23 protein-coding genes and 2 tRNA genes are annotated in these 25,763 nt (G+C 49.2%); 17 read left to right on the forward strand and 8 right to left on the reverse strand.

Annotated features, from left to right (window positions below):
- The first annotated feature begins 7 nt into the window (after positions 1-7).
- The gene (locus F452_RS0100420) at positions 8-2,062 is read left to right on the forward strand and encodes a putative porin (RefSeq protein WP_244263754.1); all 2,055 of its coding nucleotides are present in this window, start codon (positions 8-10) and stop codon (positions 2,060-2,062) included.
- A gap of 6 nt (positions 2,063-2,068) precedes the next feature.
- The gene (locus F452_RS0100425; RefSeq protein ID WP_235317504.1) at positions 2,069-2,890 is read left to right on the forward strand and encodes a transporter substrate-binding domain-containing protein; all 822 of its coding nucleotides are present in this window, start codon (positions 2,069-2,071) and stop codon (positions 2,888-2,890) included.
- 62 nt (positions 2,891-2,952) lie between these two features.
- Here F452_RS0100425 and F452_RS0100430 read toward each other — a convergent pair whose 3' ends face one another.
- From F452_RS0100430 to F452_RS11775, 6 genes are all read right to left on the reverse strand, one after another.
- A complete protein-coding gene (locus F452_RS0100430) occupies positions 2,953-4,158 on the reverse strand; it encodes a class I SAM-dependent rRNA methyltransferase (protein ID WP_018964302.1) in 1,206 nt (401 codons plus the stop codon).
- The gene (locus F452_RS0100435) at positions 4,155-4,757 is read right to left on the reverse strand and encodes a 3'-5' exonuclease (protein WP_018964303.1); all 603 of its coding nucleotides are present in this window, start codon (positions 4,755-4,757) and stop codon (positions 4,155-4,157) included. The genes F452_RS0100430 and F452_RS0100435 overlap by 4 nt, the downstream gene beginning before the upstream one ends.
- A 19-nt stretch (positions 4,758-4,776) precedes the next feature.
- Complete coding sequence (locus tag F452_RS0100440; protein WP_018964304.1) at positions 4,777-5,346, reverse strand: DUF5063 domain-containing protein; 570 nt, start codon at positions 5,344-5,346, stop codon at positions 4,777-4,779.
- A gap of 142 nt (positions 5,347-5,488) precedes the next feature.
- Positions 5,489-7,183 (reverse strand): agmatine deiminase family protein, encoded by a 1,695-nt coding sequence (locus tag F452_RS0100445; protein WP_018964305.1) that lies wholly within the window; start codon positions 7,181-7,183, stop codon positions 5,489-5,491.
- Positions 7,184-7,218: 35 nt separating this feature from the next.
- Positions 7,219-7,344 carry a hypothetical protein gene (locus tag F452_RS13015; RefSeq protein ID WP_262497927.1) on the reverse strand — a complete coding sequence of 42 codons (126 nt, stop codon included), beginning with the start codon at positions 7,342-7,344 and terminating at the stop codon, positions 7,219-7,221.
- A gap of 430 nt (positions 7,345-7,774) precedes the next feature.
- Positions 7,775-7,960 carry a hypothetical protein gene (locus tag F452_RS11775; RefSeq protein WP_152567076.1) on the reverse strand — a complete coding sequence of 62 codons (186 nt, stop codon included), beginning with the start codon at positions 7,958-7,960 and terminating at the stop codon, positions 7,775-7,777.
- Positions 7,961-8,138: 178 nt separating this feature from the next.
- Between F452_RS11775 and F452_RS0100460 the strand changes: the two genes are divergently transcribed.
- The 8 genes from F452_RS0100460 (at position 8,139) to uvrB (ending at position 17,946) form a co-directional block, all read left to right on the forward strand.
- Positions 8,139-10,073 carry a DNA topoisomerase IV subunit B gene (locus F452_RS0100460; RefSeq protein ID WP_018964308.1) on the forward strand — a complete coding sequence of 645 codons (1,935 nt, stop codon included), beginning with the start codon at positions 8,139-8,141 and terminating at the stop codon, positions 10,071-10,073.
- A 30-nt stretch (positions 10,074-10,103) separates the two neighbouring features.
- Positions 10,104-10,565 carry a pantetheine-phosphate adenylyltransferase gene (gene coaD / locus F452_RS0100465; RefSeq protein ID WP_005873821.1) on the forward strand — a complete coding sequence of 154 codons (462 nt, stop codon included), beginning with the start codon at positions 10,104-10,106 and terminating at the stop codon, positions 10,563-10,565.
- A 1,038-nt stretch (positions 10,566-11,603) separates the two neighbouring features.
- A complete protein-coding gene (locus F452_RS0100475; RefSeq protein ID WP_018964310.1) occupies positions 11,604-12,347 on the forward strand; it encodes a hypothetical protein in 744 nt (247 codons plus the stop codon).
- Between the two features lie 560 nt (positions 12,348-12,907).
- On the forward strand, positions 12,908-13,363 hold the full coding sequence (gene rplM / locus F452_RS0100485; protein WP_005873830.1) for a 50S ribosomal protein L13: 456 nt from the start codon (positions 12,908-12,910) through the stop codon (positions 13,361-13,363).
- A 9-nt stretch (positions 13,364-13,372) separates the two neighbouring features.
- The gene (gene rpsI, locus F452_RS0100490) at positions 13,373-13,759 is read left to right on the forward strand and encodes a 30S ribosomal protein S9 (RefSeq protein ID WP_004584903.1); all 387 of its coding nucleotides are present in this window, start codon (positions 13,373-13,375) and stop codon (positions 13,757-13,759) included.
- A 134-nt stretch (positions 13,760-13,893) separates the two neighbouring features.
- Entirely contained in the window at positions 13,894-14,739 is an 846-nt protein-coding gene (gene rpsB / locus F452_RS0100495) for a 30S ribosomal protein S2 (protein WP_026292063.1), read from the forward strand.
- A gap of 140 nt (positions 14,740-14,879) precedes the next feature.
- Complete coding sequence (gene tsf, locus F452_RS0100500; RefSeq protein WP_018964312.1) at positions 14,880-15,704, forward strand: translation elongation factor Ts; 825 nt, start codon at positions 14,880-14,882, stop codon at positions 15,702-15,704.
- Positions 15,705-15,909: 205 nt separating this feature from the next.
- Positions 15,910-17,946, forward strand: coding sequence for an excinuclease ABC subunit UvrB (gene uvrB, locus F452_RS0100505; protein ID WP_026292064.1), 2,037 nt, complete (start codon positions 15,910-15,912; stop codon positions 17,944-17,946).
- On the opposite strand, the gene F452_RS0100510 is transcribed toward uvrB, so the two are convergent.
- Entirely contained in the window at positions 17,943-19,463 is a 1,521-nt protein-coding gene (locus F452_RS0100510) for a potassium/proton antiporter (protein ID WP_026292065.1), read from the reverse strand. The genes uvrB and F452_RS0100510 overlap by 4 nt on opposite strands.
- A 109-nt stretch (positions 19,464-19,572) precedes the next feature.
- Positions 19,573-19,749, reverse strand: coding sequence for a DUF1661 domain-containing protein (locus F452_RS13130; RefSeq protein ID WP_167319364.1), 177 nt, complete (start codon positions 19,747-19,749; stop codon positions 19,573-19,575).
- On the opposite strand from F452_RS13130, the gene F452_RS13135 reads away from it, so the two are divergent.
- The 7 genes from F452_RS13135 (at position 19,694) to F452_RS0100545 (ending at position 25,760) form a co-directional block, all read left to right on the forward strand.
- Positions 19,694-19,894: a DUF1661 domain-containing protein gene (locus F452_RS13135; RefSeq protein ID WP_394358147.1), complete on the forward strand. Its 201-nt coding sequence runs from the start codon at positions 19,694-19,696 to the stop codon at positions 19,892-19,894. The genes F452_RS13130 and F452_RS13135 overlap by 56 nt on opposite strands.
- A 51-nt stretch (positions 19,895-19,945) precedes the next feature.
- On the forward strand, positions 19,946-21,265 hold the full coding sequence (gene rseP, locus F452_RS0100520) for an RIP metalloprotease RseP (RefSeq protein WP_018964316.1): 1,320 nt from the start codon (positions 19,946-19,948) through the stop codon (positions 21,263-21,265).
- Between the two features lie 18 nt (positions 21,266-21,283).
- Complete coding sequence (locus F452_RS0100525) at positions 21,284-23,797, forward strand: endonuclease MutS2 (RefSeq protein ID WP_018964317.1); 2,514 nt, start codon at positions 21,284-21,286, stop codon at positions 23,795-23,797.
- Between the two features lie 161 nt (positions 23,798-23,958).
- Positions 23,959-24,150 (forward strand): 30S ribosomal protein S21, encoded by a 192-nt coding sequence (rpsU, locus tag F452_RS0100530; RefSeq protein ID WP_018964318.1) that lies wholly within the window; start codon positions 23,959-23,961, stop codon positions 24,148-24,150.
- Between the two features lie 77 nt (positions 24,151-24,227).
- The gene (gene hpf, locus F452_RS0100535) at positions 24,228-25,433 is read left to right on the forward strand and encodes a ribosome hibernation-promoting factor, HPF/YfiA family (RefSeq protein WP_018964319.1); all 1,206 of its coding nucleotides are present in this window, start codon (positions 24,228-24,230) and stop codon (positions 25,431-25,433) included.
- A 140-nt stretch (positions 25,434-25,573) separates the two neighbouring features.
- Positions 25,574-25,656: transfer RNA gene (locus F452_RS0100540), tRNA-Tyr, on the forward strand.
- Between the two features lie 32 nt (positions 25,657-25,688).
- Positions 25,689-25,760: transfer RNA gene (locus F452_RS0100545), tRNA-Thr, on the forward strand.
- The last annotated feature ends 3 nt before the right edge of the window (positions 25,761-25,763 follow it).

Consider the following 25,763-nt stretch of genomic DNA (forward strand, 5'->3'; position numbering starts at 1 on the left):
TATGTTGATGGCTGGAAGTATCAGGAAAATTGTCGGTGCTGTGGTATCACTGTGGTTTGCAGTGGTTCCCGTTCTTGCACAACATGATTATCAGTTTGATTTCGAAGGCAAGGAGGTAAAGGAACCTACCGAAGAAGAGCAGATCGCTCGGGGGGATAAACTCAAGGTCTATACGTTGAATCCCAATACGGGTGATCTCTTGCGCTCTCCCATCGATACGGCTATGCTCGGTTTCTACAATCGAGTGAAAGCCGAGGGACGTTCGCTTGCCATCGGTTATTTGGGCAATCTGAACTCTCCGTGGGAGAGCAAAATGTTCTTCGATCGTCCGCTCTATCATCCGCAGTTCATGTATATGTACGGGCTTCACGGTATGTTGATAGATCCTTTTACAGCCCGATTCTACGATACCAAGAGTCCTACTACTCAGGTGCTCTATCTCCGGCATGGCGACAATCAGACGCGAGAGGAAGAGCTGCGTTCTACTTTGGCTTTGAATATAGGCAAGCGAATCAACATCGGTAACGATGTGGATTATATCTACAGCAACGGTTTCTACAACTCCAACAAGACGAAAGCCATCTCTTACCGCTTTTTCGGTAGCTACCGTTCCGATCGCTACGAGGCGTATGCTTATGTGGGCAATAATTACTATCTGATGACAGAGAACGGAGGGATTACGAATGATGACTACGTAATCCATCCGGGTAACTTTGCCAATGGGACGAACGAATTCGTATCCACGGATATTCCGGTGAAGTTTCCCGGCAATAATATGTTCAATTCGCTTCGGCAAGGAACGGCTCGTCTGACCCATCGCTACAACCTCGGTTTCTATCGTGAGGGACAGACCGAGTATTATGATGGCAATGAATTCGAGGCTCCCCATTTGATCGATACGATGGTATTCGTGCCCGTGGGCAGTATCTCCCATACTTTCAATTATACTAAGAGTCGCCGCCGTTTCAAGGTCAAAAGCCCTTTGGACAGTACCGTCTATCCCAATCTTTTCATCAAACGACTGAACGATGCCGGAGAAGTGATCGTGCTGCCGAACGATACCACGCGAATGGAAGAATACCACAATACGGTGGCACTTTCTTTGCGGGAAGGTTTCCATCGCTGGGCTAAGTTCGGCCTGACGGCTTATGTCAGATTGGAGAATCGGTTTTATACGCTACAAGATTCAGTGGTCGGCGTACCCCCTACGGACAGGGAGTTCAGCACTTATATCGGGGGAGAGATCAGCCGAAGAGGGGGGAAATATCTCAACTTCGCAGCAGATGGAGAGCTCTCGGTTGTCGGGAGCGATGCCGGAGCATTCAAACTCAGAGGACGACTAAGTACAGCGTTCAATCTCTTTCGTCGGAGGACGGAAATGGAAGCCTGGGGACAGCTCCTCAATACTCGTCCGGGTTACTTCCTGCGTCATCATCATGGTACTGTGCACTGGTGGGACGAATCGTTCGACTTCATCCAGCAACTCAGACTGGGTGGCTCTCTTCGCTTGAAGGACTTGGGCACGACCTTGACATTGCAATCCGCTACGCTCAAGAACTATATATACTTCGACCATACGGCTTTCCCCCAACAGGTCTCTTCTCCCATACAAGTTCTCGAAGGGCGGATAGCACATGCCTACCGATGGGGTGTTTTGGGTTGGGAAGTGGAAGCGGCCTATCAAACGAGTAGCAACCGTACGGCTTTGCCATTACCGAAGCTGGCGGCTTATGGCAATCTCTATTTGAACTTCCGCCTGCCGAGCAGTACCAAGGTGATGCGTATACAGACGGGAGTGGATGCTCGTATCCATTCCTCTTACTATGCTCCGTATTATGAACCTGCGGTACAGCAATTCACCACGCAACAAGAGATAAAGGTAGGAGGATCTTTCCCTCTGATGAATGCTTATGTGAATATTCACCTCAAACGCTCACGTTTCTTCTTTGAAATGTACAATCTGGCCGAGGCTTTCATGGATAGCAAGCGTTTCTCCTTGGTGCATACGCCGTACAACCCTCGTGGTCTGCGTATGGGTATTGCCATCGACTTCAATAAATAAATGAAAATGAAGAAACAGATTGCTCTCTACGGCGTTTTGCTGATCTCTGTCCTTATCGTGATGGTTGCTTTGCGCCACTGTGGTAGAGGGAGCTCTACTGGTGGGGACGCTGTGGATTCGTTGCGGGATTATTCTGATATTCACCGAGAAGGAGTACTGAGGATCATCGCCCGATACAATGACAGAGACTATTATGTGGGACAGGATTCCACCGCCGGTTTTGTTTATGATGTGGCACGGCGTTTATCGGAAATCAGTGGTATTCGGATAGAAATCAGTCTCGAAAAGAATTGGAAAGAGAGCCTTGAAAGGTTGCGACGAGGTGCATGCGACATCATTGCACAAGACATTCCGCTGACGGCTGTAACGGACACCGTCCACTACCGCTTTCTTCGTCCGATACACCTCGGACGGCTTTATCTGGTACAACGTCGATCCGATACTGCCTTGATTCGTCGCCAGATTGATTTGTCCGGACGGACGGTGACCATTCCGGAAGGCTCTCCGGCGAGGTTGTTCGTCAAACACCTGTCCGAGGAAATCGGGGATAGTATATATATACGAACCGATCCCACTTATTCTGCAGAGCAATTAGCCATGATGGTGGCATCGGGCGACATCGATCTGACCGTCTGTAACCAACATGAAGCTAAGAAGTTGGGACAACTCCTCCCTGCGTTGGACTGCAGTGTACCGCTCTCTTTCGAACTGCGACAGGCATGGTTGGTGCGCCGAAGTGCAACCTCCTTGCAGGACAGTCTCAATAGTTGGTTCGAGCGGCTTCGCTTGTCAGGCGAATTGGAGCGGCTTTACGATCGTTACCATTGATCCTTTATTCCCACCAAGGACAGCATGAGGCATAGGGCCGGGACTTTTATTCCTCGATGTAGTTATTCTACGTAGAGAACAAGCCCTTTCAGGTATTCGCCTTCCGGATGATAGATGTTGATAGGGTGATCGGCAGGTTGGGTAAGTTGATGCAGTATGCGCACCTTTCTGCCGGCTGATGCCGCTGCTGTAAATACTGCCAAACGGAATTCCTCCCGACTGACTGCCTGTGAACAGCTGAAGGTGAAGAGCACACCTCCCGGCGCGATCTTGCGAAAGGCTGCCGCATTCAGCTTGCGGTAACCTATCAGAGCATTGCGAAGCACTTTGCGATGCTTGGCAAAAGCGGGCGGATCCAGCACGATCAGGTCATAAGCTCCGACTTCCATCTCATCAAGGAAACGAAAAGCATCGGCGGCATAGGAGTGATGACGACTGTCTCCCGCGAAATTCAGTGCCATATTCTTTTCCAGCAGATGTACGGCTCTGGCTGAGCTGTCCACCGAGTGTACGCTACAGGCTCCTCCTCTCATTGCATACAGGGAGAAACCACCGCTATAGCAGAACATATTGAGCACCTTACGTCCGGAGGCATATTCCTCCAGCAAGGCTCTGTTCTCTCGTTGGTCGATGAAGAACCCCGTCTTCTGTCCTTTGATCCAGTCGGGCAGGAAGAGAAGTCCGTTTTCATACTCTGCTTCGGCTTGTGCTGAACCGATCAGGAAGCCATCGGCCGATTCCAGTCCGGCCTTGAACGGTAGAGTGCTGTCCGACTTGTAGTAGACGGCATCTACCAAGCCTGTAGTCGTCGTTATAAGAGCCTTCGCAATATCCGTTCTCGCGTGGTGCATACCTACGCTGTGCGCCTGCATCACGGCTGTATGTCCATATACATCGATAATAAGACCGGGAAGTCCGTCTCCTTCTCCATGCACCAAGCGATAGGCCGTATTTTTGGATCTCGTATCATCGTAGCGGATCAGTCCCAGAGCCGAACGCAATCGGAAAGTGGCAGATAGCCGTTCTTCCCAGAAGGAAACATCGAGTACCATATCAATATCGAAGGAAAGCATTCGCACGGCTATGCTTCCTTTCTCATAGTGGCCGATTCCGAGAGGTTCATGTTTGGAGGAAAAGATACGAACCGGATCTCCTTCGGCAGGATTGCCGCTGATCGATGCTATGGCACCGGAGAAGATCCACGGATGGAATCGTCTGACGGATTCCTCTTTGTTCGGGAGTAGCGTAATGGAGGGTAAGGCTGTCATAAGAGGGCGAATTGTACAGGGGTAGGGGTGGGAAGTGTCATAAGCTGATTGAATATACGCAGGCAAGCCCAGGCGTCAAGTGCAGCATAGGACTGCTGAGCCGCAGTCAGCGTACGTGCCTCCCAGTTGGTGAGCCGTTGGGATTTGCTGATGCGTCTGCCGAAAAGGATGGCGTATATTTTCTGAAGGCTGGCATCGCGGATGCCGTATGCAGGGCAGAGCCGTTGTAGCTCGACGAATCCTGCCGGTTCGATCGGTTTGCGCCGTCTGATCACCGTCATGTCATCGCTCAGGCTCAGTCCTACTTTGAGTATGTCAGGATTCTCCAGTAGCTGTTGCAGTTCCTCCGGTATATCTATCATATTGAGTCGGAAGAGGAAGCAGTCCGTTTCTGTGGACATCTGCATCAGAGCTACCGACGGACGGGCACCACGTACGAAAGAAGGGCGGGTCTCTGTATCGAAGCCGATCGTGCGGCTGGCCGATAGTAGCTTTATGGCTTCAGGTATGGCTTCAGATTTGTCGATCAGGTGGATGCTCCCGGGGAATACCTCTGCTTCCATGCCGGCAACAGCTTCTTTATCTATATTGGCTACCATGATTTTATTGTCCTATATACTATAAGTCCTCAGCTTCTTCCCTCTCCTCTTCTTCCCACGTCCGATAGGCCTCGCTGTAGCGCAGTTCGTGCAGAGCACCGGCAGCAGCCAAGAGCCGATTGCCCCAGTATTCGCCGAAGTAGGTAAGGCAGCGACCGATGGCTTGAGGAATGGCACTGTCGTTCGATTGGCGTACGACTCCGAGCAGATTGCCCACCTGCTGATATACGTCGGCCAAACATTCCCCAATACTTGCTCCTACGGGAGTATCGCTGTATTGCATATCGCTGTGTCGCGCATCGAGGAAAGAGTCGTACGACCCCAGCTGTGACTCTACGGCAGAGCGTACCTGTTCGTAGGATTCTTCCGTGATGTATTCCTCCACGAAGTCCATCTCTTCGCTGTATTCGTATGGAGGCAAAAGGGCTGTCTTGAGATAGAGAAGAGGCAGTACTTTGGAAGCTTTGTCGATGAAATCCGTAGTCCGGTGAGCTGCTGCCTGTTCGACGAGAGCACAGAATTCAACGCCCACTGTGGCAAATTCTATTAACTCCGGACTGTATACGCTTCCCGCATTAGTTTCTTTCATGTCGCAAATTTACTACATAATGCGAACGGAGAGCAACCCCCATATATATTATAATGTACTCTGCCGACACGGAGGGATAGCCCGTGCCGGCAGAGTATATGTGTGGGAGATATAAGATCCTCTCCCGTTGTTCGGGCAGATCTTATTTGAGGACTTTTGTCGTAAGCGTTTTGTCGTTTCCTTCGATCCGGAGAATATAGGTGCCCTGTGGCAGGTCGTGTATGTCCATGCTATAGACAGTGGTGCCACTGACGAGAGTCTTTGTGACGGTTTTCACCGACTGTCCGCTAAGGTTGTAGAGATTGGAGCGATATTGGCCCGACTTATCCACCCGAACCGATACGACAAGCTCCGATTTATTGCCGTTGAACCATGTTCTCAAACCGGCATCTTGCTCTTCGACAGTGCTGATGCTCTGTATTTGCACAGCTGTAAATCGAAGAGGATCCGGTTCGCCGATGAATGGGAAACATTCCTTTCGTCCGCCGGCATCGTCGGCATAGAGGTAATATTCCACCTTGTCGTTTTCTTTCAGGTTGGTAAAGGCGTAGGTATAATGGCCGGCCGTTCCGGAAGCGGTCATGTCGGCAGCGACAAAGGCACCGGCACCATTGACCCTGTAGAAGCACTTGACACCTGTGATGGCCGCATTGGCACAGGACACCACATTCGCCTCGATTTTGAAGTCGGGACCTTTCTGATCGCCCAACAGGGGATAATGCTTGATATAGAGATACCCCTTGTCGGCTATTTGGTGGGTGCGGCAGTGAAGTGCATCCGCAAAACTCCAGGAATCCCCGATGATACCCTTGATCTCATAGCCGGGCATAGCCTTGGCATATGCTTCGAGCGCAGCCTGAGAGATTGCTCCATTGTTAAGGATAGGGACGTAAACCTTTTTATTCAGTATCAACGAGTTTGTAAAGGGATCTTTGCTGTTTGTCTTTACCCTGTAAACTTCGTATTTGGTGCCCCAAGGGGTAGTCAATTTCTCTATTTCCTGAACGAAAGCTTTCAGCTTCCTATATCTGGGGTCGGTTTCAGGAACTTGCAAGACCATTATTTTGTTCGGGGAGAGGAGCTTTGCCCAGCAGTCGATGTGGCTATTGGAATAGGCGATCAAATTGGCGTCAATGTAAGTCTGTAAGTCCGTGATGCCCAGATATTGCTTCTTTCTCTCCTGTACCTGCTCCGGAGTCAGACCTAAGTCAATTTGGTTCTGCGTATAAGCCATTTTGGACTGCATGGCCCTTCCGTATCCGTCGCACATATAGTTGCCACCGCTTTCCACCAGTTTCATGCCGAAAAGCTCCATGTCCAAATATTTGGCTTCGTATTGAGGGAAATCATCTTCTACGGCCGGAGACCGATCGAAGAGGAAATCGACCAACCCGACCTTGTTGTTGTCGTACATGATAAACCAACCGCTGTAGTCTCTGGTCCAGCAAGCTTCTACATCGACCGGCGCAGTGATGAACTTGCAATGAACCATATTCACACCGGCAGCCGTATATTCGGATATAGCCTTAGCCTTTTCGCTCTCATTCCCTACCATGGTATAGACGGTGTCGTCCTTGGATAGCTCTATGACCAACTCCATCGGAATGCGCAGCGGAAAAGCGATAAGAGCTCCGGCAGAACGTTCGAACTCTGCTATACTGCGAACAGGGCCTGCCGGAGGAGGTGTCTCGACGAAGTTCTTGTCCGCACCTTTCCATTCCGAGCCTGTTGCGATGTTTTTGCCGGTAAGGGGTGTTTGCGACTGTGCTGTCATCGTAAGGCAGGCGAGCCCCCATGCAGCGATCATCACTCTCTTCAGTAAAAATGTGCTCATCATACTTTGTTATTTGGAGGTTATGAATAATGGCCTGATTATGGCCGGGAGGTCATTCGCCAAAAGTCTTTGGTGCCGTAGAGCGTATTGATCCACATGGCAAAGAGCTTGTCCGTGAGGGAATAGACCTTGTTGATTCCGGTGATAAAGTGCAAAGCTGACAAAAGCCGGACTATAACATCCTCTCTCCTGTATGCATAGCAGGGCTATCGCATTTGAAAGTTTATACTGCATACTTGGCCTCTTTCTTGTATAATTTGGGATTCTATCACATTAATTCGTACTTGTTTTGATAACCGAACGTAGCAATCGTTAGGTTTATAAGTGTGTTAACAGTTCAAATGCGATTGCCCTGGTATGCATAGAAATGCTTTCGGGCAAATATATTTATTTAGTTCGGAATTGGTATCTGTTTCGAAAAATCAGCGGAAAACTGCAATTCATTGTTGGATTTTTATTCGCATTTGCAGCTAAAACTATGAAGCATAATATTCCGGATGAAAAAGATAAGCAAGTACAGAGTTCCTCTCGTTATCGACCATTACCACTCTGTCTTTCCTTTTGAGTGAATACCGGGCTACAGCCCCAAAAACATCACAACAAAGCCTGGCGAAAGAGGGAGGTAACCTTGAAGAAATTGTCCCACAAGGTTGGAAAGTCAGCCATGCCACCGGAGACCTGAGCAAAGATCGACTCCCTGACATCGCCTTGGTCGCACAGCCACAGGACAAAAGTAAAATCAAACTTAGAAATGACGGGAGAGAGCACTTCTGTAAGCATCAATTACTCTACTTCGAAGATGTGTACTATCTATTGAAGCCGAAAATGAGAAAAGAAAAGTGCGAGGCAGAGCAAATGCTCCGATTTCTGATTCGATCTACAAAAGTAGGGGAGGGCGTGCAATTTTTTTAACGCCTCCCCATTTTTTATTGTACTTTTAGGCCTCATTTAGAACGCTATGGAGCAAGAAAAACAGTTGCAGACAGAGTATATCGAGAGCGACATCAAGACGCTGGAATGGGACGAACATATTCGCCGTCGTCCGGGAATGTATATCGGTAAGCTGGGTGATGGCACTCATGCCGATGACGGTATCTATGTGCTGCTGAAAGAGGTGCTGGACAACTCTGTGGACGAGTTTGTCATGGGTGCCGGCAAGAGCATCGATATTACGATCGAGAATGGCACCGTTACCGTTCGTGACTACGGGCGCGGTATCCCCCTCGGCAAGCTGGTCGATGCCACTTGTAAGATGAATACGGGGGGCAAAATCGATTCCAAAGCTTTCAAGAAGTCCGTCGGACTGAACGGTGTCGGTATCAAAGCTGTCAATGCTCTCTCCACCGAATTCGTCGTTACGGTATGGCGCGATGGACAAACCAAACGCGTACGATACAGCCGTGCCGAACTTTTGGAGGAGACCGATCCTGTCGCCTCTGATGAGCCTTCCGGTACGGAGGTGCGATTTACCCCTGACGATAGTCTCTTCCGCAACTATCGGTATCAGGAGGAGTTCGTCGTTTCGATGATCAAGAACTATACTTTCCTGAATACGGGATTGTCATTCTTCTACAACGGGAAGAAATTCCTCAGTCGCAAAGGTTTGGAAGACCTTTTGGCTGAGAATATGACGGGCGATGCACTGTATCCGATCATTCACCTGAGCGATACGGATATTGAGATCGTCGTCACCCATACGCAGCAGTACGGCGATGAGTTCTACAGCTTTGTGAACGGTCAGAATACGACACAAGGGGGGACGCATCTGAGTGCTTTCCGTGAGGCCGTAGCCCGTACGATCAAAGAGTTCTACTCCAAGAATTTCGAATACAGCGACATTCGTAGCGGCATGGCCGCAGCTATCAGTATCAAAGTGGAAGAGCCTGTCTTCGAGAGTCAGACCAAGACCAAACTCGGTAGCCGTGACATGGGGCCGGATGGGCCTACCATACAAAAATTCGTGGGCGACTTCCTGAAGAAAGAACTGGACGACTATCTGCATATCCATACCGAAACGGCGGAGGAGATGCTGCGCAAGATCCAGCAGAGCGAACGCGAGCGCAAAGCGATGAGCGGCATCACCAAATTGGCACGCGAACGAGCTAAGAAATCCAATCTGCACAACAAAAAACTGCGTGACTGCACCGTCCACCTCAACGATCCCAAGGCGAAGGAACCGGAGCGTACCAGCATTTTCATCACCGAGGGTAATTCGGCCAGTGGCTCTATTACTACGTGTCGGGATGCCAACTATCAGGCCGTGTTCAGCCTGCGCGGTAAGCCGCTCAACTGTTTCGGTCTGACCAAAAAGGTGGTCTATGAGAACGAAGAGTTTAACCTCCTGCAAGCCGCTCTGAATATCGAGGATGGACTGGACGGCCTGCGCTACAATCGTGTGATCATTGCCACTGATGCCGATGACGATGGGATGCATATTCGCTTGCTGATCATCACTTTCTTCCTTCAGTTCTTCCCGGACCTTGTGCGTAAGGGGCATGTCTATGTCCTCGAAACACCACTCTTCCGCGTTTTCCTTCCGCCCGAATCCAAAAAACAAACCTTCGGAGCCGCTCCCAAACGCGGACGCAAGAAGCTGGAATCCGATATGCCTAAGCAGGTAACGGATATATACTGCTATAGTGAGGCCGAGAAGCAAGCCGCACTCAAACAGCTGGGCAAGAAAGCCGATGTCACGCGCTTCAAAGGATTGGGAGAAATCTCTCCGGAGCAATTCAAGGATTTGATCGACGAGGAGAATATCCGTCTCGAGCCGGTCAGCCTCAAGCGCGAGGATAAGATCAAGGAGCTGCTCTCTTTCTATATGGGAAAGAATACGAGCGAGCGTCAGGAGTTTATCATTGACAACTTAGTTGTGGATGAGGATGTGCTTTAAGCGATCCTCCCAATTTTTCAAGAATCAAATATGAAAAAGAATATCGCCCTCTTTGCCGGTTCGTTCGATCCTTTCACGCGCGGGCATGCCGACATCGTCGAACGCTCGCTGGCCATATTCGATGAGGTGATCATTGCTATCGGTATCAATGAACAAAAGCGTACGCTTTTCTCCGCAGAGCGGCGACAAGAGCAGATAGCTCGCTACTATGCTTCCCGTCCTGCTATCGGGGTGATTACTTATAGTGGGCTTACGGTCGATCTCGTGCGCCAAACCGGAGCCACAGCTTTGGTACGAGGTATTCGTTCTGGATCTGATTTTGAGTACGAGCGCACTTTGGCCGACCTGAATCGTCACCTTTCAGGAGTGGATACCGTTCTGCTTTGTACCGACACGCGTCTCTCTTTCATCAGCTCAAGTGCCGTACGCGAGTTGATCTCCTTTGGACGAGACGTCTCGGATTTCCTGCCGGAGGGATTTGTCCTCGATTGAGAAAATCAAAACAAAAAGCCTTGCAGAAGTCTTTACTGCAAGGCTTTTTTTGTGCCTCAAATTCAGCTCACGATACTTTGCCGGCTTTTCAATGAAGGGGCAAAAGAGAGATTCTGAATGTGATAAGCTGTTCAAAAAACATGCGCCAAAAAAGTTTTCAACAACAAAGATGAGTTTGGAATGATTCCGAATAAGCATCTGCGGAGAAAAGAAAAACGAGGCAAAAGCCACGAGGAAATGAACTTTCACGGACTGAAATACGAATTAAAACAAGTCGGACAACAACCTGTATATAAATCGGTTTCAATTTGTATATAAATCGTTTCCGTTTTATATATAAATCGTTTTCAATAAATATATAGATCGTAATTGATTTGTATATAAATCGCAGGCTCGAAAAATGCTTTTTCCGAAGCTGATATAAAAGAAGCACCCGCCGAGTTCTACGGAGAACTCCGACGGGTGCAGTCCGGATATGTATGTGGTGGGGCCTATGCCAAGATGCTATCTTTTTGCATGTGATTCGATGTAGCTGCACGATTCCGCTCTGCGATCTCGGATCGGATCGAGGGCTGTCGCTGTACTGAGGCATCCGAGTAGGAGCCTATTCGGGCTTGATGTCAGGTGATGGGGCATAGACGGTAGTTTGTCGATGTGTAGCATATTGTATAATAGTCTCTTTTTCAATTTATTGCTCGTTTCCAATACAGGGGAAATTCACGGTTCGGAGCAATGCTTTTCGGAGGACAAAATTAGCCAAATCTTTTTTCTCCTACCAACGACTGTTGTTGCTTGTACTTGAAAAACGGAATGTGCAGAGCAATAGTATCCTAAGCGTTTTGTTAATCAATTGATAAACAATATTTTAAGAGTAGAATCTCCGACACGCAGAATCTCCTTGCAAAGAGTTTAGTATCAGAGAATTAGGATGTGTTTCGAAAAAACGTTTAGGACAACATTGTGTGCAGATGCAAAAATTCTGCAAAAAATTGGCAAAAAAGAAAAAGTATCTACCTTTGTCAAAACCATTAATACTTGATGGAATATCTGTTGCTGCCAATAGTAGCATTCTTTGGAACACCAGCATTTCTAACTAAATATAAGCAAACTATAATGAAACATTTGTTTAAGTCGCTATTAGTACTTCTTTGTGCTCTTTCTTTTTCCGGTACCTATACCTTTGCACAAGAAAATAATACAGAGAAATCACGATTTGATTTTTCTGTTAGGCTGGGACAGGGATATATTGCAGGTTCAACTACCAACCTGATGTATGGGTATACATCTGCTAACGATAGGCTTTTGTCAGGTGCAATTTATCTGGGCTTGACACCAAGTAAGAAAGAGAATGCAACCGGCGTAGCATTTCGTTTCTTATCTCCCTCTCCGGGTTATTATGTTAATGTGTCCGGCAAAGAAAATACCTTGAATTATGCATTTTACGTTGTCGGAGCATATAATAGAATAGCCATTCCTATACGCCCTATCAAAAATTTTAATTTCATCTTCTCTACAGAAGTCGGAATGGCATGGATGAGTCGTCATGAGCAAATTTACAATTCTACTTCGCAGACTTGGGATAAGCAGCGCAAGACGAGGTCGGGACTGGAGTTTGGTCTCGGGATGCATCTGCAATACCACATTAATAAGGCCGTTTACTTTATGGCAGGAACCGATCTTACGTCTTGCATGTTCGGAAAAAGGATCAATGACTACCAGCAAAAGGATCGAACCTTCATTAAACTTATCGACAACAATATTGGCATAGGATTAAACCTCTAAGTCCTTCATGGAAATTTCGAAATGTTAAAAGGGTGTATGGATGATCTCTATGCACCCTTCGTTTTTGATACCGATAGCGGTCGAAACTCGATTGTCAGTCGAGCGATCGAGCCACTGAACGGCTAATGTGCTTCGAGCCAATTAGCTCCCACGCCTATATCGGCAATTAGCGGCACACGAAGCTCGGGCATCACGCCTTCCACGGCAACGAAGATGCATACGAGAAGCATTTCGATGCGTTGGAAGAGGCAAATAGCTTGCCAATTCGAGGATATGAAAAGTCGTTCGTAGAGCTTAAAATGATGCCGATATCCTTCACTACATAATCTGTTTGCATTTATTTGTGGAATGTGCAGAGCGACACGATGTCCGAAATTTGCTGAAAATAATGTACCTTTGCCACGCTGATTATTATCAAATAGTGCCGAACGGTTTGATTTTCAGTGCGTTTTTGTCCGAGAGGAGCAGCCCAGTGTCCGTGCGTAAAGCTCCTGATGCACCGGCCGAATCGACAGAAAAGATGATCGTTCACCAAATTACTAACAACAAAAAAACAAGCAGTGGATACTTTAAGCTTCAAGACCATTTCTGCGAACAAAGCAACTGTTACGAAGGAATGGGTCATTGTAGATGCTGAAGGACAGACACTTGGCCGTATGTGTGCCAAGGTGGCAAAGCTCCTGCGCGGCAAATACAAGCCCAACTTCACCCCGCATGTTGATTGTGGCGATAACGTGATCGTTATCAACGCAGACAAGATCGTTCTCTCCGGTAATAAGTGGGACGGTCGTATTTATCTCCGCCATACGGGCTATCCCGGCGGACAACGTCAGTTCACACCTCGTGACTTGATGAACAAAGGCCCCGAATACCTCTTCCGCAAGGTGGTAAAGGGTATGCTCCCCAAGAATCGCTTGGGTGCCAAGATCATTGGCAATCTGTATGTATATGCCGGCACAGAGCACAAGCATGAGGCTCAGCAACCCCGGCAATTGGACATTAATTCACTCAAATAATCGACAGCTATGGACTATATCAATGCAATAGGCCGGCGTAAGGCTGCTGTAGCTCGTGTTTATCTGAGCGAAGGCTCCGGCAAGATCGTGATCAACAAGCGCGAAATCGAACAGTATTTCCCGTCTTCAATCTTGCAGTATATCGTTAAGCAGCCGCTTCTCAAGCTCGATGTTGCTGCGAAATACGATATCAAGATCAATCTGCGTGGAGGTGGTTTCAAAGGTCAGAGTGAGGCTGCTCGCTTGGCTATCGCCCGTGCACTGGTCAAGATCAATCCGGACGACAAACCCGCTTTGCGTTCAGAAGGCTTCATCACTCGCGATCCTCGCGTGGTAGAACGTAAGAAACCGGGACGTCCCAAAGCTCGCAAGAGATTCCAATTCAGTAAGCGTTAATGTCCTTAGAGGATATTTCTCGCGTTTAGTATCTAAATCCATCGGATTGCATTCGGGAGTAATTCATTTCTTTTCGAGTCTGCTCTACCGGTTTGGATTGCAAACAGTAATCATTACAAAGAACGTAAACGAAAATGTCAAGAATTTCTTTTGATCAATTATTGGAAGCCGGTGCTCACTTCGGACACCTCAAGAGAAAGTGGAATCCGGCTATGGCTCCGTATATCTTTATGGAGCGCAACGATATTCATATTATCGACCTGCACAAAACAGTTGCTAAAGTAGACGAAGCAGCCGAAGTTATTAAGGGTATGGCCAAAAATGGCAAGAAGATCCTCTTCGTTGCCACGAAGAAGCAGGCCAAAGAACCTATCGCCGAATTGGCCAAATCAGTGGGAATGCCCTACGTGGTAGAACGCTGGCCGGGCGGTATGCTCACCAACTTCCCCACCATCCGTAAGGCGGTTAAGAAGATGACCCAGATTGACAAAATGACGGCTGACGGCACATTTGATAATCTTTCCAAGCGCGAAAAGCTGCAAATCACTCGCCAACGTGCCAAATTGGAGAAGACGCTCGGTTCTATCGCCGATATGAACCGTCTGCCTTCTGCCCTGTTCGTGGTGGACGTGATGAAAGAGCACATCGCCGTACGCGAAGCCAACCGTCTCGGCATCCCCGTATTCGCTATGGTGGATACCAACAGCGATCCTTCGCTTATCGACTATGTGATCCCCTCTAACGATGATGCCCTGAAGGCTATCGAACTGATCGTGGGCACGATGTGCCAGGCTATCAACGAAGGTCTGATGGAGCGCAAGGCCGAAAAGCCCGAAGAGGAGGAGACGGAAGAAGCGGCTCCCCGTCGCGAACGTCGCGCTCGCTCAGGAGCTCGTCGCTCTCGTCAGAATCAGGACGAAGCAACTGCAGAAGCTGCCGCAGAGGTAGCAGAAGCTCCCGAAGCCGAAGAGGCAGAATAAACAGCACACATGGAATTATGAGCTATGGGTTATAATCCATGAGTGGCCTCAGCATGCAGGTTCCAAACTCAGGGGTTATGATTCATGGCTCATAACTTTTTTACAGAATACCAATAACCCATTCATTATAGAACAAACCAATGGCTGTAACAATTCAAGACATTGCCAAACTGCGTAAGATGAGCGGTGCCGGCATGATGGACTGTAAGAATGCGCTCGAAGAGTCCAACAACGACTTCGAGAAAGCAATGGAAATCATTCGCAAGAAGGGACAAGCAGTAGCTGCCAAGCGTTCGGACAGAGAAGCGGCAGAAGGCTGCGTACTCTCAGCCGACAAAGACGGATTTGCTGCTATCGTAGCACTCAAGTGCGAGACTGATTTCGTGGCAAAGAATGCCGAATTCATCGAGCTTACACAAAATATCCTCAATACCGCTATGGACAAGAAGCCGGCCAACAAAGAAGAGCTGCTCGCCCTTCCTTTGGCAGACGGACGTGCCATAGCCGACCACATCACCGATCGTATCGGTGTGACGGGTGAGAAGATGGAACTGGGCGCTTATGAATACATCAGTGGTGCCTCCAGCATTTCTTATATCCACCCCGGTAACAAGCTGGCTACCGTGGCTGCGTTCAACGAAGCTATCGAACACCAGATGGCCCGTGACATAGCTATGCAGATTGCAGCTATGAACCCCGTGGCAGTACTGCCCGAGCAGGTTGATCAGCACATCATCGATCAGGAATTGCAGATCGCTCGCGAAAAGGCTCTCGAAGCCGGCAAACCGGAGAATCTGCTGGATCGTATCGCTCAAGGTGCTTTGCAGAAGTACTACAAGGAAAACACGCTCTTGCAGCAGGAGTTCGTGAAGGACAGCAAGCTTACTATCGAACAATACCTCCATACCGGTAGCAAGACGCTGACTGTAGTAGGCTTCAAGCGTTTCACGCTCAACGCCGACTAATTAAATAGCTACTTAGCAGTAGCTTTCGTCATCCCCGACGGCTATGCTCATTTCACAGAGCATAGCCGTTTTTATTTGTCCGAATCGCTCGGGATACGGAAGCGGTTTTCTCGAAATTCAGGGTCTTGAAAATCTATACAATGATCTCCTATTATCTTTGTCCGAGGAAAGTTATAAGCTCGACGACAATCAGAAAAGACAAGCAATGGACTACAAACTCACTTCGCGATTCAAGCCCACGGGCGATCAGCCGGAAGCCATCCGCCAACTCGTGGAGGGCATCAATGAAGGGATGCCGGCACAGACGCTGCTCGGCGTAACGGGATCGGGCAAAACCTTTACGGTGGCCAATGTGGTGGCAGCGGTCAATCGTCCGACCCTTGTCCTGAGTCATAATAAGACCTTGGCGGCACAGCTATACGGAGAGTTCAAAGCTTTCTTCCCGGAGAATGCAGTGGAGTATTTTGTCAGCTACTATGACTACTATCAGCCCGAAGCCTACCTCCCTGTCACTGATACCTATATCGAAAAGGACATGGCCATCAATGCGGAGATCGAGAAGTTGCGATTAAGGGCTACGGCTTCGCTCCTGTCAGGGCGGAAGGATGTGCTTGTGGTCAGCTCTGTATCCTGTCTCTACGGTATGGCCAATCCTGAAGCTTTTTCCGAAAAGGTGATCAGCCTGCACACGGGACAAAGGGCAGATAGAGATCATTTCATCCGCCTGCTGGTAGAGAGCTACTACACGAACAATAAAGTAGAGTTCGAGAGCGGCAACTTCCGCGTCAAAGGCGACAGTGTGGATATATTCCCTGCCGTAGAAGGATATGACGGCGTGGCATACAGGGTGGAATTTTGGGATGGAGAGGTCGAGCGACTGAGTACCTTCGATCCACGCACGGGACGGGAATACGGCCTGCTGTCGGAACTGAAGATATATCCCGCCAATCTGTTCGTGACGACCAAGGAGCAGGTGGATCGGGCAGTGGGGAAAATCGATGTGGATCTGGGTGCTCAGGTGGATTTTCTGAAAGAAATCGGTAAACCATACGAAGCCAAACGCTTGTATGAACGGGTCACGTATGATTTGGAAATGATCCGTGAGTTGGGTTATTGTTCCGGTATAGAGAACTATTCGCGCTACTTCGACGGTCGTGATGCAGGGGAACGTCCTTTCTGCCTGTTGGATTATTTTCCGGAGGATTTCCTCTTGGTCATAGATGAAAGCCATGTAACGATACCACAGATACGTGCCATGTACGGAGGCGACCGTTCGCGCAAGGAGAATCTGGTCGAATACGGATTCCGCCTACCTGCCGCCCTCGACAATCGGCCGCTTCGCTTCGATGAGTTCGAAGCTCTTACACCCCAGACTCTTTATATCAGTGCCACGCCTGCCGACTATGAGCTGAACAGAAGCGAAGGCGTGATCGTCGAACAGCTGATCCGTCCGACCGGATTGTTGGATCCCATTATCGACGTCAAGCCAACGGCAAACCAAGTGGATGATCTGATGGAGGAGATAGCGCGTTGCATCGAAAAGAAGGAGCGTGTGCTGGTAACGACCCTGACCAAACGTATGGCAGAGGAGCTTAGCGAATACCTGCTACGCCACGGCATCAGTACCAGCTACATACACAGCGATGTGGACACGCTGGAGCGTGTGCGAATCATGGAAGACCTGCGCAAGGGTGTGTACGACGTACTCATCGGGGTGAATCTACTCCGCGAAGGACTGGACTTGCCGGAAGTTTCGCTTGTGGCTATTTTGGATGCGGATAAGGAAGGATTCCTCCGCTCGCATCGTTCGCTCACGCAGACTGCCGGACGTGCTGCCCGACATATTCATGGGCGTGTCATCTTCTACGCGGACAAGATCACTGACAGTATGCAGCTCACCATGGACGAGACCGCACGCCGGCGTACCAAGCAGTTGGCCTACAACGAAGCGCACGGCATCTCCCCCCAACAGATAGTGAAGAATAGTGCTGCTATCTGGGGAGAAGGCGATGTCTCAGTCTTGCAATCCAGCACAGAATCCGGTGCGTACATAGAGGAGAGCAGCATGATTGCTGCCGATCCTTTGGCCGACTATCTGAGCAAACCCAAACTGGAAGCACTCATTGCTTCCACCAAGAAGCAAATGCTGGCAGCAGCCAAAGAGCTGGACTTTCTGGAAGCAGCACGACTTCGGGACGAAGCCGCACGATTGGAAAAGAAGCTGGAGCAACTCACAGCCTAACGGCGCAGGAGTCTGTGCTTGAGACGTTGCAGAAGACCGGGATGATTCTCCGGATCGCCTGAGATCGGTGTCTGGGAAAGATTCTTTTCGGATACGATCAGTAGCACGTCTCCCACCTGCAAGTGCATACGCCCTTTCGGTACCCGATAACCCTCGCCTCTTCGTACCAGGATGACAAGCTCTTCGTCACGAAGAGAAAGGTTCATCAGCAGATCGCCATGGGACAGCATGGAAGCGTCCACCACTCTCTCCTCCAACTTGGTTCCCGTCTCTTCCGGTATTTCCACACCGAACAGGCTACCTATCGGTGGCGAGGGAATATCCAGTCCGAGCCAACGTGCTACCTGGGAGATCGTACTTCCCTGTACAAGCAGAGAGAGTATGGTAATGAAGAAGACGACATTGAAAAGCTGATCCGCTCCGGGGATATTATCGATCATGGGATAGGTGGCAAAGATGATAGGCACGGCTCCGCGCAATCCGACCCAGCTGAGAAAGGTCTTACCCCTGAATGACATTTTGCGGAAGGGAATCAGGCAGAAATAGACGGCCAACGGGCGAGCTATGAGAATCATGAAAGCACCTACCACGAGGGAGAACGGTGCCACATCCAGCATTTCTCTCGGATTGACGAGCAAGCCTAAGAGGATGAACAGGATAATCTGTACCAGCCAGGTGATACCATCGAAAAAGGTGTTGATGCTCTTCTTGTGAATAACCCGATTGTTTCCGACCACAATACCGGCGATATAAACAGCCAAATAACCATTCCCTTGCAAAAGAGCGGTCACCGAAAAGGTGAAAAACACCATGCACAGCAGGGTGATAGGATAGAGCGTATCGTTGTGGATATTCATCCGATTGAGGATAAAGACGGCCAAGCGCCCCATCAGGAAACCCAATGCACCGCCTACGACAAACTGTAGGATGAAAGTCAGAACAATAGGCCCTATTCCGCTCTGACCGGTGGTGATGAAATCGATGAGTGCAATGGTCAGCATATATGCCATGGGGTCGTTACTACCGCTCTCCATCTCCAGTGTGGGAGCCAGATTCTCTTTGAGCTGCATCTTTTGCGAACGGAGGATAGCGAATACCGAAGCCGAGTCGGTACTGGCCATCGTGGCAGCCAGCAGCAAAGAGGTAGAAAGAGCGAACCGGTAAGGGCCAAACTCCGAACCGCTCAGCCAAAAGATAAAGAAACCGGATAGAAGAGCTGTCAGCAGGACACCCAAAGTGGACAGCGTAAGCCCCTGTGCAATGACCGGACGCACCTTTCTGATCCGCGTATCCATACCACCGGTGAAGAGAATAATGGAGAGAGCGATGATCCCTACCGACTGTGCCACATCGGCATTAGAAAACTGAAACCCGAATCCATCCACTCCGAAGAGCATGCCGGTGAAGAGAAAGATCAAAAGGGTAGGGATACCGAAACGATAGCCTACCTTTCCGGCCATAATACCTGCAAATAGGACAATAGAAGCAAAGAGGAGGAAGTGTTCAGTAGATAACATCAGCTTTCAGTTATGCTTGTTATACGAAGATGTTGTAGGAGAAAGATTCGTTTTTGGCTCACAGAGCAAGCTCTGCAAAGATAAGCAAAACTCATTTTACGTCTGACATTTACACGTAGTGCGTGTGGCATCTGTGTCTTTTGCCCTGCTCAAAAGAATGAGAAACAGAAGAATGGTTCGCGTTTTTTTCGAACCGAATATGGCAAGATTGCGGTTCCATGAATTTGAGAATGCGGCGCGAGATTATTTTAGTTTTGGTTCGGGAAAGAAAAAATTTGCGAACCAAAACGAAAACGAACTCAGACCACGTTTTTCTGAACTGTAGAAATCCATTTTTTTCGTTCCAGATTGCTCTACTATCATCCTGCCCTCATATAATTGCAAGGGGGGAGCAGAGAACGAAAACCTATATCTTTGCCGCATGTTATTGAAGGAAAGAGGCACATACAATCAGCCCTCTTACATAATATTAAGACTCTCGCATGATAGTTTTCCTCATTAAGGCCGCGCAGTTGATCCTCGCATTCGCCATTCTGGTTTTCGTCCATGAATTGGGACATTACTTTTTTGCTCGTCTCTTCCGAGTCAGGGTGGACAAGTTCTACCTTTTCTTCGATTGGGGAGGTGCCATCTTCCGTTACAAGCCCAAACGGAGTGAAACGGAATTCGGCATCGGTTGGCTTCCTCTCGGCGGCTATTGCAAGATCAACGGGATGATAGACGAATCCATGGATACCGAGTACTTGCAACAAGAGCCGAAACCTTATGAATTTCGCAGCCGACCGGCATGGCAGCGGCTTCTGATCATGCTGGGAGGAGTGCTGTTCAATTTCCTGTTGGCTCTTGTCATCTATTCCGGTATTGTCCTGCAATGGGGTAGCATGCGGATGCCTTCAGAGCGTATCAGTTCGGGCATGGCCTTCTCCTCCGTGGCACAGGAGGCCGGTTTTCAAGACAATGATATTATCCTCACTGTGGATGGCCGGCCGGTGGATGCTTTGGCTTCGGGGTTCATGCGATCGGTGATTCAGGCTCGCCAAGTGGAAGTCCTGAGACAAGGCCGGCGAGAGATCGTACACGTTCCGCACGATATGATGAAGCGTGTGCTCAAAGCCAACAGTGGTTTTATGTCCATACAGGTGCCATTCGTCATCGATAGCGTCATGCCCCAAGGGACAGCTTATGCCTATCAGCTGAAAGTGGGCGACAGCATCACTGCCGTAAATGGCAAGTTGATGCCTGATGCAAGCGATGTGATCGGAGCCATTCGCAGTCATGCAGGCGATAGTATAGCCCTGACTATAGCCCGTGCAGGCGAAGAGCTGACTATAACGCTGCCGGTAGATACCGGTGGACTTATCGGAGTGAGCCTCCGACCGTTAGATGCCATCTATACCATCGATCATATCCGATATTCGCTGTTCGAAGCCATACCGGCCGGAATAGCACAAGGCGTGGGCACCTTGCGCAGCTATGTAAGCGACATGAAGTACGTCTTCACCAAAGAAGGGGCAGGACAGATAGGTGGCTTCGGCACATTGGGCAGTCTCTTTCCGGCCTCTTGGAACTGGCCTCAATTCTGGGCTATGACGGCACTTCTCTCCATTATGCTGGCAGTCATGAATATCCTGCCCATACCGGCATTGGATGGAGGTCATATCCTCTTTCTTCTTATCGAAATCATTACCCGCAGGAAAGTCGGTCAGGAAGTCCTTATTCGTGCACAATTGATCGGGATGGCTATTCTGATTCTTCTCGTTCTCTATGCCAATGGCAATGATTTGCTCAGGGCTTTTCGCTGACAGACTGCTATGATTCGAATGGAAACCTACCCCCACAACTTCGAGGAGAAAGTGGGTTTCGATGAGATTCGTCGCCTTCTCATCGGCCATTGTCATAGTCCGATGGGCAGCGATCGGGTGGTACAGATGCATGCTCTTGCAAGGCATGACGAAGTCAGCCGTTTGCTCGCCGAGACGGAAGAAATGCAGATTATCCTGAGAGAAGAAGACTTGTTTCCCGATCTCCGTCTGGCCGATGTACGAGAAGCACTAAACCGTATCCGACCTGCCGGCACCTATCTGGAAGAGCGAGAGTTGCTGGATGTGGCTACTGCACTGAGGACAATCGAAGCCCTCATCCGTTTCTTCCATGTGGGGGAAGAAACGGAGGCTAAGGATACACCGTACCCCCACCTTCAAGCTCTTTTGTCCGAAGCCGTTGCCTTTCCGGATCTGGAGAAGCGTATCAGCAGCCTGTTCGATCGGTTCGGGAAAATGAAAGACAATGCCTCGCCCGAACTGATGAATATCCGCCGCGAACTCTCCTCCATAGAGAAGAATATCTCGCGCACTCTCCAAGGCATCCTTCGTTTGGCTCAGTCCGAAGGCTGGGTGGATCAGGGTGTACAGCCATCGGTGCGCGATGGACGGCTGGTGATTCCGGTACCTCCGGCACATAAGCGGAAGGTAAGAGGTATCGTCCATGACGAATCCGGCACGGGGAAGACCGTCTTCATCGAACCTGCAGAGATAGTAGAAGCGAACAATCGTATTCGCGAGCTGGAGGCAGCCGAAAGGCGAGAAATCATTCGCATACTGATAGAGGTATGCAATGCACTTCGTCCGCACATTCATGATCTGATTGACTGCTACGAATGGATAGGACTGTTTGACTTCATCTCAGCGAAAGCTCGTCTCAGCGTCGAATGGAATGCTATCCGTCCCATTTTGTCCAAGAGGCCGGAGATCCGGTGGGTGAAAGCCGTACATCCGCTGCTGCTTCGCAGTCTCAGAGCACATGGTAGAGATGTGATTCCGCTGGATATATCGCTTACTGCTCCCGACAAACGTATCCTGATCATATCCGGTCCCAATGCAGGGGGCAAATCTGTCTGTCTAAAGACGGTGGGGCTGTTGCAATACATGCTCCAAAGTGGTCTTCCCATACCGATGTCCCCCGATTCTACGGCAGGAATATTTGGCAAGCTCTTCATCGATATAGGAGATGAACAGTCGATAGAAGATGACCTCAGCACCTACAGTTCGCATCTGAGGAATATGAAACACTTTGCCCGCCATACGGATAAGAGTACACTATTACTAATAGATGAGTTCGGTGGCGGTACCGAACCTCAGATAGGCGGAGCCATCGCCGAAGCACTACTACATCGCTTCAACGAACAGGAAGGATTCGGAGTGGTAACTACTCACTACCATAATCTGAAAGCCTATGCCGAAGAGACACCGGGGCTTGTAAACGGAGCCATGCTTTACGATCGCCATGAGATGCGCCCACTCTTCCGTCTCTCCATCGGTCGGCCGGGAAGTTCGTTTGCCATCGAGATCGCTCGCAAGATCGGGCTGCCCGAGGAGGTCATAGCCGAAGCCACAGACAAGGTGGGCACGGGCTACATCGACATGGATAAGTATCTTCAGGATATCGTACGGGACAAACGATACTGGGAGACTAAGCGTACCAATATCCGAAAGGAGGAAAAACGGCTGGAAGAGGCTGCCGCCGAATATGAATCGCGTCTGGAGTCTATCAAAAAAGAACGCAAACAAATACTGGACGAAGCTCGCCAACAAGCATCCGAGATGCTGTCCCAATCGTCTGCTCAGATAGAGAAAACGATCCGCGACATCAAAGAGGCGCAAGCCGAAAGGGAGAAAACGCGGAGAGCACGACAAGAGCTGAGCGACTTCAGGGAAACGATCAACAAAGAAGAGGTCGAAAAAGAAGAGCGAATCAATCGGGAGATAGAGAAAATAAAACGGAGAAAAAAACGGAAGCAAGAGAAAGCAGCACCCCGTTCGACCGAAACACCTGTAGAGCCAAAGCCGCAAGAAGTACCCCAATCCCCTGTCATGCAAGTGGGCGATACGGTACGAATCAAAGGACAGACGGCTATAGGCAGTATTATAGATATGAATGATCGGGAGGCTACCATCGCTCTCGGAATGATCAAAACGACTGTACCGATCGATCGGTTGGAACCGGCCAAGCCCGTCAAAGAGCGGAAGTCCGCCCCTGCCTCCGGAGCATCTGCCCGAATGATCATAGACCGGATCCACGAGAAGCGTTTGGATTTCAAGCAAGACATCGATCTGCGCGGCATGCGTGTGAACGAAGCCGTCCAAGCTGTCATGTATTTTATCGATGATGCTATCCAACTGGGAATGCCACGCGTACGGATACTTCATGGAACAGGAACAGGTGCACTCAGGACGGTGATCAGGGAGTATTTGGCCACAGTCGATGGGGTAAGGCATTTTGCTGACGAACATGTCCAGTTCGGAGGAGCCGGTATCACTGTCGTCGAATTGGGATGACAGCTTTCTATACGATCTCCAATGGCCGAAATCATCCGCTTTTCGAAATAGATCTTCAGCAAAGTTTTTGGCAATCAACAAAGTATTTCTAACTTTGCGCACCGAATTTCATGATCACGAACGAAGAATAACAAAAACAAAATAAAAAACAGAAGAAGATTATGATCGTAGTTCCAGTTAAAGAAGGCGAGAACATCGAAAGAGCACTGAAACGCTTCAAAAGAAAGTTTGAAAAAACCGGAGCAGTACGCGAGTTGCGTGCTCGTCAGGCTTTTGAAAAGCCCTCGGTAACCAAGCGCAAGAAGATGCAGAAAGCCATCTACGTGAAGCAGCTTCAGGTTGCCGAAGAGTAAGAAGGATAGCTATTGCCGCATTTTCTTTGCGGCGCTCAAGACGGGTGCAATGATCGAGACCGACCTCTTTCGCGACAATGAATGAAACACCCGACACCATCGAAAGATTCCTCTATTATCTGCGCTACGAAGTTCACGCGTCAGAACGAACTATTTGTGACTATGCGCAAGATTTGAATCGCTATGCCGCTTTCTTCAGTGAACACACGGGAGAAGTATTCGAGCCAAGCGAACGCGACAAGGATGTCGCGCGCGCTTGGCTCTTCTCTTTGATGGAATCCGGACAAAAAAGCTCTTCCGTCCAGCGCAGGCTGAGCGCGCTGAAAAGCTTTTACAGATACATGGTCAAAATCGGGCTTATAGGGCAAAGCCCTGTCCGAATGTTGAGGGGGCCGAAGAAAGAGAGGCCACTACCCGTTTTCGTCCCGAACGATGAAATGGAAAAAGTGCTGAATCAGCCCATCCGTGAAGATGATTTCGAGGCCGTACGGGACAGATTGATTCTGGAAACACTGTATGAAGTGGGGCTGCGGCGTTCCGAAATAGCCACTCTCAAAGACAGCGCGGTAGAAGATAAGGCTGGCTGCATACGTGTCATCGGCAAAAGGAACAAAGAGCGAATAGTACCTTTCGGAAAACGTCTGCATGATATGATAGACAACTATCGGAATATTCGTGAAGAAAAAGTAGGGAAATCTGATTTTTTTTTCGTTTCTTTGGATGGCAGGCCACTGACAGGTGAAGTGGTCTACAACATAGTTCGTACAGCATTGGCAAACGTACCGCACCTGACCAAGAGGAGTCCGCATGTTCTGAGACACAGCTTCGCCACCGAAATGCTCAATCACGGAGCAGATCTGATGTCGGTCAAAGAACTCTTAGGGCACGACAGTCTTTCTACGACGGTGCAGTACACGCATATTTCGTTCGAGCAACTTAAACAAATGTATAACGCTCATCCAAGAGCAAAAAAAGAAGAAACGACCATGACAGATGTAAGAATCCAGGCTCTGCATTTCGATGCTACTGACCAACTGAAAGAATTTGCACAGAAGAAAATATCCAAGCTGAATCGCTTGTCTGATGGAATAACGGGAGCCGAAGTAGTCCTCAAGCTCGTCAAGCCTGAGACCGTACAAAACAAAGAAGCATCTATCAGGCTCTATATCCCCGGCGACGACTTGTTTGCAGAAAAGACAGCAGACACCTTTGAGGAAGCTATTGATCTGACGGTCGATGCGCTGAAGAGACAAATCGAAAAAAGGAAAGAACAGAGAAAATAGGACAAAGGCCAAAAAGATTCGCCGAATGTTTGGCGAATTAGAAAATGTCACTAAATTTGCAGCCGATTCGCCTCCCCTTAATCCGCAATGAGGCTAAGGCTGTGATTTTAGCAGTAATAAGTCGGACACCGGAGCGCGAGGGGCAGTTACCAGAGTGGCCAAATGGGGCTGACTGTAACTCAGCTGGCTTACGCCTTCGGTGGTTCGAATCCATCACTGCCCACCCTCTCTGACAAAATGAGGGAATATCGGATTGCCAATGTAGCTCAGCGGTAGAGCACTTCCTTGGTAAGGAAGAGGTCCCGGGTTCAAGTCCCGGCATCGGCTCTG

The organism is Porphyromonas gulae DSM 15663 (genome assembly GCF_000378065.1).
GTDB classification, from domain to species: domain Bacteria; phylum Bacteroidota; class Bacteroidia; order Bacteroidales; family Porphyromonadaceae; genus Porphyromonas; species Porphyromonas gulae.

What these genes read in the sequence shown, in the direction of transcription:
- F452_RS0100420 (WP_244263754.1), top strand. Translation starts at nt 8, where the DNA reads ATGGCTGGAAGTATCAGGAAAATTGTCGGTGCTGTGGTATCACTGTGG.
- F452_RS0100425 (WP_235317504.1), top strand. Translation starts at nt 2,069, where the DNA reads ATGAAGAAACAGATTGCTCTCTACGGCGTTTTGCTGATCTCTGTCCTT.
- F452_RS0100430 (WP_018964302.1), bottom strand. Translation starts at nt 4,158, where the DNA reads ATGACAGCCTTACCCTCCATTACGCTACTCCCGAACAAAGAGGAATCC.
- F452_RS0100435 (WP_018964303.1), bottom strand. Translation starts at nt 4,757, where the DNA reads ATGGTAGCCAATATAGATAAAGAAGCTGTTGCCGGCATGGAAGCAGAG.
- F452_RS0100440 (WP_018964304.1), bottom strand. Translation starts at nt 5,346, where the DNA reads ATGAAAGAAACTAATGCGGGAAGCGTATACAGTCCGGAGTTAATAGAA.
- F452_RS0100445 (WP_018964305.1), bottom strand. Translation starts at nt 7,183, where the DNA reads ATGATGAGCACATTTTTACTGAAGAGAGTGATGATCGCTGCATGGGGG.
- F452_RS11775 (WP_152567076.1), bottom strand. Translation starts at nt 7,960, where the DNA reads ATGCTTACAGAAGTGCTCTCTCCCGTCATTTCTAAGTTTGATTTTACT.
- F452_RS0100460 (WP_018964308.1), top strand. Translation starts at nt 8,139, where the DNA reads ATGGAGCAAGAAAAACAGTTGCAGACAGAGTATATCGAGAGCGACATC.
- coaD (WP_005873821.1), top strand. Translation starts at nt 10,104, where the DNA reads ATGAAAAAGAATATCGCCCTCTTTGCCGGTTCGTTCGATCCTTTCACG.
- F452_RS0100475 (WP_018964310.1), top strand. Translation starts at nt 11,604, where the DNA reads ATGGAATATCTGTTGCTGCCAATAGTAGCATTCTTTGGAACACCAGCA.
- rpsI (WP_004584903.1), top strand. Translation starts at nt 13,373, where the DNA reads ATGGACTATATCAATGCAATAGGCCGGCGTAAGGCTGCTGTAGCTCGT.
- rpsB (WP_026292063.1), top strand. Translation starts at nt 13,894, where the DNA reads ATGTCAAGAATTTCTTTTGATCAATTATTGGAAGCCGGTGCTCACTTC.
- tsf (WP_018964312.1), top strand. Translation starts at nt 14,880, where the DNA reads ATGGCTGTAACAATTCAAGACATTGCCAAACTGCGTAAGATGAGCGGT.
- uvrB (WP_026292064.1), top strand. Translation starts at nt 15,910, where the DNA reads ATGGACTACAAACTCACTTCGCGATTCAAGCCCACGGGCGATCAGCCG.
- F452_RS0100510 (WP_026292065.1), bottom strand. Translation starts at nt 19,463, where the DNA reads ATGTTATCTACTGAACACTTCCTCCTCTTTGCTTCTATTGTCCTATTT.
- F452_RS13135 (WP_394358147.1), top strand. Translation starts at nt 19,694, where the DNA reads ATGCGGCGCGAGATTATTTTAGTTTTGGTTCGGGAAAGAAAAAATTTG.
- rseP (WP_018964316.1), top strand. Translation starts at nt 19,946, where the DNA reads ATGATAGTTTTCCTCATTAAGGCCGCGCAGTTGATCCTCGCATTCGCC.
- F452_RS0100525 (WP_018964317.1), top strand. Translation starts at nt 21,284, where the DNA reads ATGGAAACCTACCCCCACAACTTCGAGGAGAAAGTGGGTTTCGATGAG.
- rpsU (WP_018964318.1), top strand. Translation starts at nt 23,959, where the DNA reads ATGATCGTAGTTCCAGTTAAAGAAGGCGAGAACATCGAAAGAGCACTG.
- hpf (WP_018964319.1), top strand. Translation starts at nt 24,228, where the DNA reads ATGAATGAAACACCCGACACCATCGAAAGATTCCTCTATTATCTGCGC.